Genomic DNA, 12,236 nt, shown 5'->3' with positions numbered 1-12,236 from the left:
TTGTCAATTTTCATTGTGTTATCAATTTGTTAAGTTAGCGCACCGACTGAAACGGTAATCCAAAATTACCAAATTTTGCAATTCGATTTGGGATCGAGAAAATTATTAGCGGACAAGGGATAATCCGCAAAGGAAACCGGCATCTTGATTCTGTTGTTTTAGTAAAATTTACTTTGAACGTTAAATTGTTCATCACGCGAATTTTAAAAATGTTAATTCGCTGATAGTAGGAGAAAAATAATATTTGCTTTTCTAAGGGTTTGTTGAAATATTTTGAAATACAAATGTGCCCTTTGAAAAACATGTTCGCTGAGATTGTAGTAAAGAGTACAATTATGTATAAATTTGCCATTCGGATGCATTCTGTTCTTAATCAGCACTAAAACGAGAATAATTAAGAAAATTAAATGTCGTGTATTCTTCAAATTATGCAATTTCTGACGGGCTATGTCAAAAATTTAGAGAAAAAAACTGACGAAATGCTTGCTTTTTTTTAAAAGGAAAACTCATACTTTTGTAGAAGGCGATTATCCAAAACGCAATCAAAATTTTTATTTTACCAAATCCAGTTTTAACCAAAAGTTTTATTTAATTCACAACCAAAATCTCAATTTAACCTTTAAAAGTAAAAGTCCGATGGAAAAGAAAGCTACAAGTCCGGCACCAGCTCCAAAGCCTGCTGCGGCAGCAACAAAAAGGCAAAGGCGGTTTGAACCCGGCATTGGTAATCCCTCTACTATTTGCGATTGCATTATGCGTTTACATTTTCGTTCTGGCAGCTCCCGAACACTTTAAAGACGGCGATCATGCAAAAGGCCCAATCGATGGTGATTACTACGGAATCGTTTACAAAGGAGGTCCAATCGTACCAATTTTGATGACTTGTTTCCTGATCGTTTTAACATTTACAATCGAGCGTTTGATCACTTTGAACAAAGCTCAGGGATCTGGAAGCATCGATTCATTCGTTGTGAAGCTCAGAGGCCTTCTTGACAGAAACCAAATCGAAGAAGCAATTAAAGAATGTGACAGACAAAAAGGATCTGTTGGTAACGTTATCAAAGCAGGTCTTTTGAAAATATAAGCAGTTGACAACTGAAACTGCGCTTGACAAAGAGCAAAAACTGGCTGCACTTCAGAAGGAGATCGAAGAAGCAACTAACGCTTGAACTTCCAATGCTTCAGAAAAACTTGACGATTATCGCAACACTTGCGGGTGCATCTACACTTTTGGCACTTCTTGCAACGGTAATCGGTATGATTAAAGCGTTCGCGGCCTTGGGTACATCAGGTTCTCCTGACTGCAAAGCTGCACTTGCAACAGGTATCTCTTGAGGCCCTTATCAATACGGCACTTGGTATCGGTACTTCTGCAATCGCAACAATCTCATACGCTTACTTGAACAGCCGTGTTGACGACCTTACTTATAGCATTGATGAAATCGGCCTAAGCCTTCAATCAAACTTTGCTACACATTATTGATAGTTTTTTGAACTATTAATATGAAAGTTTCGTTAATATACAAAAAACTTATATATTTGTTATGGGAAAGGTAAGACCTAAGAAACATGCGCCGCATACGGATATGACAGCGATGACTGACGTAGCGTTCTTACTTCTGACGTTCTTTATCATGACGGCAACTTTTAAGTCGAATGAAGCGGAGATTACCACTCCGTCTTCTATTTCGCAGATCAAAGTTCCAGATGATGACATTATGGTCATTAGTATTGACAAGGCGGGCAAAGTGTTCTTCGGAGTGGACGCGAAACCAGTAAGAGCAGCAATGCTTGAAAACATTGGTCAGTCAAAAGGGATCACGTTTACGGAAAATGAAAAAGCAAAATTTGCATTGCAATCAAGCTTCGGATTTCCGTTGAACCAATTGAAACCGTGGTTGAACATGTCAAAAGAGCAAATGCCTAATGTGAAGCAACCTGGTATTCCAGTTGATTCAACAGGAGCTAGCGAATTGGCAGACTGGGTTTATGCTGCACGTAAAGCAAACAGTCAGTTGAGAATTGCTTTGAAAGGCGACAATCTTTCTAAGTTTCCAGTTTTCAAAGATGTGTTGTCTGACCTGCAGTCGCAGAATATCAACGAGTTCAACCTGATCACAGGCAGCGAACAAGCGCCTGCCGGCTACACGAACGACTAGTTTTTTAACAAGATCATTTTAATTAAGACAAAGAAATGGCAGCAATTGAAGAATCCGGTGGTGGTGGGCACGGCAAAGGCGACGGTAAGGTTCGGGCCAAGAAAATGTCCACCCGTGTGGACATGACACCGATGGTGGACTTAGGATTTTTGCTTATTACGTTTTTCATGCTTGCGACAACTATGTCGAAACCAACTTCAATGACGTTGGCGGTGCCTGATAAAACCGATGAGCAAGATCAAGAGAAAACTGAACCGTTGAAAGCGTCAAAAGTGCTTACCCTGTTTATGGGATCGAATGACGACGTTTATTATCTTGACGGGGTAGCTGCGGACGATGATAAAGCAGAAGCATCTCTAAAAACAACCCGCTATGGGTTCGATTTGAGAAGCGTGATTTTTGCATCTCAGAAACGTATCAATGCTGCAAACCCAAAGGATGAAAAAGGAAACGATCCTTTTGTTGTGGTAATCAAGCCAACGCCTGTGTCGACTTACAAAAACATGGTTGACGTTTTGGACGAAATGGCAATTACCAAATCAAAGAGATATGCACTTGTAGAGACGCTTACTGATTCAGAGAAGAAGCTCTTGGGTGACAAAATCGAAGAAAAATAACTATTAATCAAATCTAATTCAAAGCGCCATGGCAGAAATAGGCCCGAATGCTACACTGGATGATATAGTGTTTGCTGATCGCAACAAGGCGTACGGTGCATTTTCACTTCGTCAGGGATATCGTGCTGATGTGACGAAGGCTACTTTGATCGGAGCTGCCCTTTTATTCTTGCAATGTTTACGCCGTCAATCATTAACAAACTGACAGCTGGAGAAGAAGAAGAGGTTGCAATGGTTGAGGTGGATTTAATGAAAATACCACCGCCGCCAATAGATCCGGCAGAACCACCACCGCCACCACCGCCACCGGTTGAACAACCTAAGGTGAACACGGTAAAGTTCTTGCCTCCTGAGGTTAAAAAGGATGAAGAAGTTCCTGAAGAAGTGCCACCACCAACAGTGGAAGAAATTAAAGAAGCTGTTGTTGCTGATAAAACAGTTGAAGGAGATCCAAATGCGAACGAAATTATCGTAGCTCCGGAAGCAGTTGCAGCGCCTAGCAAAGGAACTGTTGTTGAAGCAGCTCCAGAACCAGAAAAGGTTTTTACAGTTGTTGAGCAACAGCCTGAGTTTCCGGGTGGTACAGCGGAGATGTACAAATACTTAGGTAAAAATATCAAGTATCCAAGTGCAGCTTCACGTGCAAACGTTTCAGGAAGGGTGTTTATGTCATTCGTAGTAAATACGGATGGAAGTATTCAAGATGTGGCTGTGTTGAAAGGGCTTGGTTTTGGTTGCGATGAAGAAGCTATCCGTGTTGTGAAAGCAATGCCGAAGTGGAAACCAGGAAAGCAATCAGGACGTGCGGTTCGTGTTAAATACAATTTGCCAATCAATTTCCAACTGGAGTAACTCATGAGGGAAAAACCATTGCATGAGAAGATCGGTGATCTAACCTCTGTGTTAATGGCTCTGACATACATAGGAGGAGGGGTCTTTTTGATCCTCTCCTCCTTGTCTTTTAGGTTGTTACCTGTCGGCAGTTTAGCAAGAAATGCGTTTGCTGGCACACTTATTTTGTACGGAGCTTACAGAGGATATAGGGTTTGGAGAAAAGGAGATATCGCGAGGAACTATGAAATTTTGGTCAGCCAGCATCATGTTTGGCACATGTTTAGGGTTTCTTGGCTTGATGGGCTGTGGGTCTTCTGATGGTAGTTTAGACAATCCGAGGCAAGGAACAATTACAGTTGCATCCGACGAGTCGTTCAAACCCATTGTTAATGCACTTACTAACGCGTACGAAGGAATTTATCCTAACACGCATTTCAAGTTGACTTATAAGCCAGAGCAGGAAGCGATTCGTCAGCTGCTCAATGACAGCGCAAGAATTATCTTTTCAACGCGTCAGCTTACGGAGAAAGAAATTGAATCAATTAAGAAGCAGAAAGGATCACATAAATTTCAGCACATTGCAACGGATGGACTGGCTTTGGTCGTAAGTAAGACCAACTCAGACAGTCTGATCACAATGCCGGAAATCAAGTCGATCCTGGAAGGGTAAGATTACAGATTGGTCTCAGCTTAAAGGAGGAAATCAAAGCGGGTTGATAACATTGGTTTTTGATAATGCGAATGCGAGCAACCTTAATTTTGTCCTGAATAAGTTTGGGATTACCAATATTCAACGTTTGCGTATTATTTCAGCAGGGTCTAACGAGAATGTAATCAAGGATGTGCGGACAAATCCATTACACCTGGGTTTTATTGGTGTTAGCTGGATCAGCGACGGACATTCACTGGCATCCGAAGAGTTATCGAAAGGAATCCATGTGATGGGCGTAGCGCAAAAGGCAAATCCGGATTCATTATCAAATTACATACAGCCTTTTCAAGGCGGACTTAAGTTAAGAGATACCCGCTCCACAGAGATTTATACATCATCAGCCGTGAAGGATACTCTGGCTTGGGTGGCGGATTAATGACTTACATCGCACGGGATGTAGGAGGGCTTATTATTCAAAAAATGGGCTTATTACCAACTGTACCTTATCCAAGGGAGCTTGAAGTGACTACGGGTAAGAATTTTAATAAGTGTAATACAATTTAAGATTTGGGACTTGTTATTGGAAAGCCAAATTTTTTATCATTATTTTAACCGGGTAAAAAATGAACAGAAACATGAGAATGAAATTAGTAGCACTAGTAATTGGTTTATTGGCGTTTGTTAATTCATATGCACAAACGACGCAGGATGGCTTGGCATTGATACACGGAGAACGTTACAATGAAGCGGGAGATTTATTTAAAAAACTCGCAGAATCAGCGCCTTCTGCTGATAACCAATATTACCTTGGTTATTACTATATAAAATCCAATCAGCTGGACGAAGCGCAGAAAGCGTTTGAAAAAGGACTTCAAGTTGACGACAAATCATATTTAAATCAGGTTGGACTTGGAACCGTAGCTTTGGCAAAAGGCGAGCGCGCAAAAGCAAAGGAACTATTCGACCTTGCTGAGAAGAAAAAAGGCAAAGATGCTGAGGTTCTTTTTAGAATTGGAGAAGCTTATACATTGTTCGAAAAGCAAAATGATCCTGCAGAAGCGATCAGATTACTGGACCTGGCAATTAAGAGAGACAAAAACCTTGCTGATGCATATCTAGCAAAAGGTGATGCACTTATGCTACGTAATGAAGGTGGTGCTGCGGTAACTGCATATGAATATGCATTGACGGCAAAACCTAATTATGCTGCGGCTCATAACGCGATCGGTTCGATTTATCTACGTGGTAAGAACTACAACTTAGCGCTTGAAAACTACAAGAAAGCAATTGAAGCAGATGCTAATTTTGCACCAGCTTACAAAGATCTAGCTGAATTGTATTTCTTCGCTCAAAAATACAAACAAGCTGCTGAAAACTTCGATTTGTATATCCAGAAAAGCGGAACTACTGATCCTGAAATGAAATTGCGTGCTGCTCAGTTTGCCTTTACTGCTGACGATTACGCAAAGTCATTGCAATTGCTTGAAGAGATCAAAGGAAAGATCAACAATCCGATCACATTGCGTATGTATGGCTGGTCTTATTTCAAGACAAACAAGCCTGACGAAGCTATTCAGAATTTGACTGAATTTATCAAAATTGCTCCTGATAAAGTAATCGGTGATGACTACAAATATTTGGGTCGTGCTTATAACCAAAAGGTAACCGATGGTAAAGGATACGATTCAACTGGTGTTGCATACATCTTGAAAGGTGCAGACATGGACACAAGCAAAGCAGAGGCTGCTACAACTTATAAAGAAGTTGCTGCCCTTTACTATGCTGCAAAGGATTTCCCTAATGCTGCGGCTGCTTACGAAAAAGGTCTTGCAATGGACACTGCAAAAGCGAGCGCGAACGATTATTACTATGCAGGTTTGGCTAATTTCCAGATGGCAACTGCAAAAGTGCTTCCAACTGCAGCTGATTCAAACTACGCAGACAGCGCTAAGATTTCTGGTGAAAGACGTGCATTGTTCTTGAAAGCAGATTCAATTTTTGCTACAGTGACGCAGAAGCTCCCAGAATGGCCATACGGTTACTATTGGAGAGCAAGTACGCTTTATAATGCTTATGACAGACAGGAAAACGTGGACAAAGGAATTTCTCAACCATATTACCTGAAATTGACTGAGCTTGCAGAAAAAGATCCAGATCCAAGCAAGTATAAATCATACTTGAAACTTGCATATGGCTACCTGGCTTTCCACGCGCAAACTACATTGAAAGATGAAGCAAAGGCGAAGGAATATTGGGAGAAACTATTGAAAGTTGATCCGGATAATGTCTCTGCAAAAGAGGCGCTGGGACTTGCAACGCCTACAGCAGAAACACAACCTGCGGCTGGTGCGAAAGCGGGTGCTAAAACCAAAACAGCAGCAACTCCGAAAAAGAAATAACTCGGAAGTCAATAACAAAAGAAGCCGCTTGGATATCCAAGCGGCTTCTTTTGTTATTGACTTAAAAAAAATAAAGCTATCCTAACGAAGACAACCGTGCAAAGCAAGTATTAAGCACAGGCAAATGTATCGTTCCATAATTATCATAGCACCACTGTCTCAAACGTCTCACCTCAGCAGGCATTAACATACGGATTGCTTTTCTAAGTTCTTTTTCAAACAATCTGCGGTCGAAGCTTACTTTTTGCAGAATAATTTTTATGTATTCGAGCATCGAGGCCATAGTATTATGTAGTTTTGTGGTTTAGGGACGTGAATAATTATTCTTAGAAATCTACTTAGGCATCAGAGAACGGCAATTCCTAATAAAGTTAACGAAAATAATTAATGAAATTATATGCGTTATTAAATATTATTTTGTGTTTTTCTGGTACAATCTGTGCTCAGTCCATAAATGACGCCTCTACAATTGAATTTGGCTCGAAGAATTTATCAATCGACCAACCGTTTCTCATATCCGTCGTTTTACGAGATGCGGAAACCCGGCCAGCCGTTATTTTTCCAGAGATTAAAGGGCTTGAAAAGCGAAGCAAATCCGCAACGAGCGCCATCAGCACGGTTGATGGAAAGAAGGTGGTAATCCAGACGATTACTCAGGAATATTTTGCAGCCAAGCCGGGAAATTATCTTTATTCCGGATTTCGTCATATCCGTTAACAATGTTAAGCTGAAATCGGAGGAGACAATGGTTGTGTTTTCCCAGGCAGCATCGTCGGAAGCAGGCATTTCCAAGCCAATCAGCCAGGCATTCGAAGCAGAACTGGAGGACACGGACGAGGGTATCTTTTTATCCGTTCAAACAGACAACAAGAACATTTATATCAGGCAGGGATTTGCGTTGCGCGTTTCATTATACATCGCTGAAAACGCGCCTGTGCAAATGGAATTTTACCGTTTTAACGAACAGCTGCAATCGCTGCTCAAAAAGCTTCGTCCGGAAAATTGCTGGGAAGAGAATGTTGGTCTTGAAGAGATTATTAAGCGCAAGGTTAACATTAAAGGCCGTCGTTACACGGAATACAACATGTATCAGGCCCGGCTGTTTCCTATCACGACAGAAGACATCGTTTTGCCTTCCATAGCGCTGCAAATGCTTGTTATCGACAATAGTAGGGCCGTGAATGTTGAACGCAAGCTGGTGAAGACATTTCGGTCTAAGCCTGTGAAAATTTTGGTGCGGCAACTCCCGGATCATCCTTTGCGCGATCAGGTGGCGGTTGGGCAATATAGTTTGAAAGAAAACTTGTCCAGCGCGCTCGTTTACCCCGGAGAAAGTGTGCGTTATATGTTTAAAGTGGAAGGCGTGGGCAACATTGCCGCCATTCCTGCCCCAACGATCCAGACCAATTCAACCTTTGACATTTACCCGCCGGAAACAAGCCAGATCATTAAAAGGAGTTACCAAAGCGTGACCGGGGAGAAAACTTTTGATTACTTTGTTGTGCCAAGAAAAGACGGGACATTTCCTCTGAGCAGATATTTCCAATGGATTTACTTTGATTCGCAGAGAGCCAGATATGACACATTGCGATCGGCAAAAATGCTTTCTGTTAAAGGGGAAGATTATAAATTGGCGAATTTGTCATTAAGTGGTTCTGCCGGCTTGTATGATAACCTCGAAAGTCTGGATAGCAGCAAGGAGACTGTTGATTATAAAAAAATATTAAAGGACACCACCAATGCCGTTGTGATTCTATTGCTGATCACAATGATTTGGGTTTTCAGAAAGTAAAAATTGAATGGGAAGTACATACGGAAAGATATTTAAGATCGCCACGTTCGGCGAATCGCATGGTGCAGGAATTGGCGTTATTATTGAAGGTTGCCCTGCGGGAGTGAACTTTGATTCTGACTTTATCCAAAGCGAGCTTACCCGACGCAAACCCGGCCAGTCCAGGATTACGACACAGCGGAAGGAAGCAGATGAGTTCGAAGTGCTTTCAGGCGTTTTTGAAGGGAAAACTACGGGGACACCTATTGCCTTGATCATTAGAAATGAAGATCAGCGGAGCAAGGATTATTCTCACATTGCTGCGCAATTCCGGCCTTCTCACGCGGATTACACATATCAAGTAAAATATGGTGTGCGGGATTATCGAGGTGGCGGCAGAAGCTCTGCACGGGAAACTGCAGCTCGTGTGGCCGCAGGGGCTTTGGCAAAATTGCTTCTGGCCGACTTAGGCGTAAACATTCAATCCTATGTATCGCAAGTAGGCGCATTGAAGCTGGAAAAGTCTTATCAGGAACTTGATTTGACATTGACGGAAACTAATGCTGTTCGTTGTCCGGACCCTGAAATGGCTGAGAAAATGTTTGACTACATTGATTCGGTCCGAAAGCAAGGTGATTCTGTTGGTGGCGTGGTAAATTGCGTGATTACAGGCGCTCCTGCGGGCTGGGGTGAGCCAGTGTTCGATAAGTTGCATGCAGAGCTCGGAAAAGCGATGTTAAGCATCAATGCGGTCAAAGGATTCGAATATGGAAGCGGCTTCGAAGGCGTAACCTTGCTTGGGTCCCAGCATAATGATGCATTCTTCATTGACGAAGCGAACAATGTGCATACACGCACGAACCATTCCGGTGGGATTCAAGGTGGAATTTCGAATGGTGAGGACATTTACTTCCGCGTTGCATTCAAGCCTGTTGCAACCATTATGCAGGATCAGGAAAGCATTGATCAGCATGGCGATGTTGCCGTTGTGCAAGGCAAAGGACGTCATGATCCTTGTGTTGTGCCCCGCGCGGTGCCTATCGTTGAAGCCATGGCAGCATTGGTTCTTGCTGACTTCTATCTGAGAAACCGGTCTAGTAAGATTTAAATTTGTTTCCTTTCCGTCTTTGGTTTAGACTCAGCACTAGCCATATGGTGCCAAGAAACTCAATGGCGAGGCCGGTTAGGATAATGGGATTACTGAATTGCGGTTGTTGTGGTTTCAGTGAAACGCCTATCAGCACGAGAAACATGCCGGATAGCAAAATCAGCGCAGCATTTCTAAGGGTTAGTTTCACCGAGCATCTCTTTGGTTCAACAATGGAAATGCCTCCATGGACATTTGCTACTCCAATTTAAAAAATCTCTTGATACTTACAAACAGAAAAGGGCTCCTAGGAGCCCTTTTCTGTTGCATTACTAAAATTATATAACCTGTGTTTTTCCTGGAACTGCCACCGGGTAAAGACCGTCCGGACCTGGAAGAATCTTCGGAGAAGCATCCCAAGCCAGTTTGTCCGGGAAGAGATTGATGTCCGAATTAAATGCTTCGTCCCACTTGATCATCTTACCAGAATAAGTCGCCATACGACCCATAATCGCAGTCATTGTGCTTTTCGCTCCGTTTTCAGCATCAGCAAATTTATATTCACCTTTTGCAATCGCAGCGAATAATTCGTCATGCTCAACCTGATATGGGTTTTTATCGCCCTTGTCATCATGCTGATAAATCACGCCGCCTTTGTAATCTTTCAGGATCGTTTTTTTACCGTCAAAGCTGTCGATACGGCCTTTTGTTCCTACGAATGCTTCGTCAACCTTATTCCAGGTGCCTTCAAACTGACGGCATTGGCTCGAAATAACAGTTCCGTCTGCATAAACAAGATCCAATGTATGGTGGTCAAAAATTTCACCGTAAGCTTTGCCGGTTCTAACTTCGCGACCGCCCGTTCCCTGAATAGAAACAGGATAACCTTTTTTCACCCAGTTGGCAACGTCAATGTTGTGAACGTGCTGTTCTGAAATGTGGTCACCGCAAAGCCAGTTGAAATAATACCAGTTTCTCATTTGGTATTCCATTTCAGTCTGGTTCGGCTGACGTTCTTTCATCCAGGGGCTGCTTCCAACCCAGTAAACTTGCCCGCCAACAATGTCACCAATTGCGCCGTCATGAATTCTTTTGATCGCAGCAAGGTAATTTGCCTGATAATGACGTTGCAGACCGACAACCACATTAAGCTTCTTTTTCTTCGCTTCTTCTGCGATTTCAAGCACTTTACGGATTCCAGGCGCATCAGTTGCAACCGGTTTTTCCATAAAAATATGCTTGTTATTTTTCACCGCTTCTTCAAAATGCGAAGGACGGAAACCCGGAGGCGTCGCCAAAATAACAACGTCAACATCTTTCAATGCAATTGCCTTTTTGAATGCATCAAATCCTACGAATTTGCGATCCTCAGGCACATCCACTTTCAGTTTCGTGTCCACAACGGTTCCTGCCGCATTCTTATATTTTTTGGCAGTAAGGTTCTTATATGATTCATCCAGACGGTCTTTAAAAGCATCCGCCATCGCAACGATCTGCACATTCTGTGTTGTGCTCAACGCCTGAGCAGCAGCTCCTGTTCCTCTTCCTCCACAACCAATTAAAGCAACTTTAATTGTCTCATCCACAGCGCTGTTAAAGCCGTATCCACGAACCGGATTCAGCATGGCACCACCTGCTGCAAACAGGCCGGTAGCTTTTAAAAAATCACGTCTATTTTGTTCCATTTCCTTTTTTAATTAAGAGTTTATATATCAATAGTCTTCAATCAATTTAGGGCTGTAATAAGCCTTAATCTCCTCAGGAGAAGGCTGCTTAACCGGCCTTACCACTCTGAAACCTACAAATGATGCACTTGTCATCCACCATTCACTTTTAGGAAGCTGCGGATCAAGGACTTTCCACTCAGGCTTAGAAGGCGTGCGTGCGGCACTGCGCAAATCGCCAGGCTCGTCATCCCAAGAACCACCTCTTACAGCTGTCGGGTAAAGTTCAGTTACCGGCGCGTATGCTTCTCCGGCAGGTTTTTTACCATAATAATCAGGAATATATTTGGTCCAAAGTCCATTCCATCACATTGCCATGCATATCATGTAAACCAAAAGCATTCGGCTTTTTCTGGCCTATCTTTTTGTATGCAGCATCGCTGTTTTTGCGATACCAAGCATATTCGTCGATTTTAGCGTCGTCTGCTCCGAATGAATATGCCGTCTTCGATCCTGCGCGGCATGCATATTCCCATTCTGCTTCTGTTGGTAATCTGTAAAATATTCCTGTTTTCTCGTAAAGCCATTTGCAAAAATGAATGGCTGCATATTGGGTCATGTTAATGGCCGGATATCCAGACCTTCCCATTCCAAAAGACATATCTACGTAAGGAGGGCTTGGACACGTGCTGGCATCGGTTTTTTGAACACTTTTGTCAGGATCAGGATGGCGTGCTGCCATTTCCTTTTCCATGTTTTTGAAGGCATAGAGATCGTAAATATCCCAGATCACCTCCGTTTTGCCCATCCAGAAGGGCTCGATCTTAACTTTGTGCTGAGGTCCTTCATCTGGCCTGCGGCCTTTTTCCGATGCCGGACTTCCCATTAAAAACTCGCCGCCAGGAATTGCGACCATATCATAAACCTGCGGGCTGCCTCCAATCTTCTGCGTGTAATTCTTAAAATTTGCGTCTTGTGCTACTGCGTTAAAACAAAGGAAAACGGTTGAGAATAGGTAAAAAAATTGCTTGGACATGATTTAAACAGTGTTCT

The 12,236-nt window shown here is 42.7% G+C and carries 11 protein-coding genes and 3 pseudogenes; 10 read left to right on the top strand and 4 right to left on the bottom strand.

All coding sequences use genetic code 11. From position 1 onward, the window contains the following. Positions 1–636: 636 nt before the first annotated feature. The 7 genes and pseudogenes from AC0IYG_RS03910 (at position 637) to AC0IYG_RS03880 (ending at position 6,661) form a co-directional block, all read left to right on the top strand. A pseudogene (locus AC0IYG_RS03910) lies at positions 637–1,483 on the top strand (MotA/TolQ/ExbB proton channel family protein). Positions 1,484–1,544: 61 nt separating this feature from the next. After that, entirely contained in the window at positions 1,545–2,159 is a 615-nt protein-coding gene (locus AC0IYG_RS03905; RefSeq protein ID WP_471709720.1) for an ExbD/TolR family protein, read from the top strand. A 35-nt stretch (positions 2,160–2,194) separates the two neighbouring features. Next, positions 2,195–2,776, top strand: a complete 582-nt coding sequence (locus AC0IYG_RS03900) for an ExbD/TolR family protein (RefSeq protein WP_471709719.1) — start codon at positions 2,195–2,197, stop codon at positions 2,774–2,776. Between the two features lie 28 nt (positions 2,777–2,804). Then, positions 2,805–3,628 (top strand): annotated as a pseudogene (locus tag AC0IYG_RS03895) (energy transducer TonB). Between the two features lie 247 nt (positions 3,629–3,875). Next, positions 3,876–4,280: a substrate-binding domain-containing protein gene (locus AC0IYG_RS03890; protein WP_471709717.1), complete on the top strand. Its 405-nt coding sequence runs from the start codon at positions 3,876–3,878 to the stop codon at positions 4,278–4,280. Positions 4,281–4,332: 52 nt separating this feature from the next. Beyond that, positions 4,333–4,698 (top strand): hypothetical protein, encoded by a 366-nt coding sequence (locus AC0IYG_RS03885; RefSeq protein ID WP_471709716.1) that lies wholly within the window; start codon positions 4,333–4,335, stop codon positions 4,696–4,698. A gap of 205 nt (positions 4,699–4,903) precedes the next feature. Further along, the gene (locus AC0IYG_RS03880; RefSeq protein ID WP_471709715.1) at positions 4,904–6,661 is read left to right on the top strand and encodes a tetratricopeptide repeat protein; all 1,758 of its coding nucleotides are present in this window, start codon (positions 4,904–4,906) and stop codon (positions 6,659–6,661) included. A gap of 76 nt (positions 6,662–6,737) precedes the next feature. On the opposite strand, the gene AC0IYG_RS03875 is transcribed toward AC0IYG_RS03880, so the two are convergent. Beyond that, complete coding sequence (locus AC0IYG_RS03875) at positions 6,738–6,944, bottom strand: hypothetical protein (RefSeq protein ID WP_082217338.1); 207 nt, start codon at positions 6,942–6,944, stop codon at positions 6,738–6,740. Between the two features lie 104 nt (positions 6,945–7,048). Here AC0IYG_RS03875 and AC0IYG_RS03870 point away from each other — a divergent pair, with 104 nt between their 5' ends. The 3 genes from AC0IYG_RS03870 to aroC are packed head-to-tail and all read left to right on the top strand — an operon-like array spanning position 7,049 to position 9,540. Further along, positions 7,049–7,378, top strand: a complete 330-nt coding sequence (locus tag AC0IYG_RS03870) for a hypothetical protein (protein ID WP_471709713.1) — start codon at positions 7,049–7,051, stop codon at positions 7,376–7,378. A 28-nt stretch (positions 7,379–7,406) separates the two neighbouring features. Continuing rightward, positions 7,407–8,453 carry a BatD family protein gene (locus tag AC0IYG_RS03865; RefSeq protein ID WP_471709712.1) on the top strand — a complete coding sequence of 349 codons (1,047 nt, stop codon included), beginning with the start codon at positions 7,407–7,409 and terminating at the stop codon, positions 8,451–8,453. Positions 8,454–8,460: 7 nt separating this feature from the next. Beyond that, complete coding sequence (gene aroC, locus AC0IYG_RS03860) at positions 8,461–9,540, top strand: chorismate synthase (RefSeq protein WP_471709710.1); 1,080 nt, start codon at positions 8,461–8,463, stop codon at positions 9,538–9,540. On the opposite strand, the gene AC0IYG_RS03855 is transcribed toward aroC, so the two are convergent. The 3 genes and pseudogenes from AC0IYG_RS03855 to AC0IYG_RS03845 all read right to left on the bottom strand — a co-directional run bounded on the left by AC0IYG_RS03855 (position 9,527) and on the right by AC0IYG_RS03845 (position 12,219). Next, positions 9,527–9,730 (bottom strand): hypothetical protein, encoded by a 204-nt coding sequence (locus tag AC0IYG_RS03855; RefSeq protein WP_471709709.1) that lies wholly within the window; start codon positions 9,728–9,730, stop codon positions 9,527–9,529. The genes aroC and AC0IYG_RS03855 overlap by 14 nt on opposite strands. A gap of 127 nt (positions 9,731–9,857) precedes the next feature. Next, a complete protein-coding gene (locus tag AC0IYG_RS03850) occupies positions 9,858–11,204 on the bottom strand; it encodes a Gfo/Idh/MocA family protein (protein ID WP_026629387.1) in 1,347 nt (448 codons plus the stop codon). A gap of 27 nt (positions 11,205–11,231) precedes the next feature. Next, a pseudogene (locus AC0IYG_RS03845) lies at positions 11,232–12,219 on the bottom strand (formylglycine-generating enzyme family protein). Positions 12,220–12,236 lie beyond the last annotated feature (17 nt).

Source organism: Dyadobacter sp. AC419 (assembly GCF_979253085.1).
Note: the sequence above shows the minus strand (reverse complement) of the source record. Positions and strands in the feature narration are given on the sequence as shown.

Excerpts from the sequence above, each read along its gene's own strand:
- AC0IYG_RS03905 (WP_471709720.1), top strand. The coding sequence starts at position 1,545 with ATGGGAAAGGTAAGACCTAAGAAACATGCGCCGCATACGGATATGACA.
- AC0IYG_RS03900 (WP_471709719.1), top strand. The coding sequence starts at position 2,195 with ATGGCAGCAATTGAAGAATCCGGTGGTGGTGGGCACGGCAAAGGCGAC.
- AC0IYG_RS03890 (WP_471709717.1), top strand. The coding sequence starts at position 3,876 with ATGTTTGGCACATGTTTAGGGTTTCTTGGCTTGATGGGCTGTGGGTCT.
- AC0IYG_RS03880 (WP_471709715.1), top strand. The coding sequence starts at position 4,904 with ATGAAATTAGTAGCACTAGTAATTGGTTTATTGGCGTTTGTTAATTCA.
- AC0IYG_RS03875 (WP_082217338.1), bottom strand. The coding sequence starts at position 6,944 with ATGGCCTCGATGCTCGAATACATAAAAATTATTCTGCAAAAAGTAAGC.
- AC0IYG_RS03870 (WP_471709713.1), top strand. The coding sequence starts at position 7,049 with ATGAAATTATATGCGTTATTAAATATTATTTTGTGTTTTTCTGGTACA.
- AC0IYG_RS03865 (WP_471709712.1), top strand. The coding sequence starts at position 7,407 with ATGGTTGTGTTTTCCCAGGCAGCATCGTCGGAAGCAGGCATTTCCAAG.
- aroC (WP_471709710.1), top strand. The coding sequence starts at position 8,461 with ATGGGAAGTACATACGGAAAGATATTTAAGATCGCCACGTTCGGCGAA.
- AC0IYG_RS03850 (WP_026629387.1), bottom strand. The coding sequence starts at position 11,204 with ATGGAACAAAATAGACGTGATTTTTTAAAAGCTACCGGCCTGTTTGCA.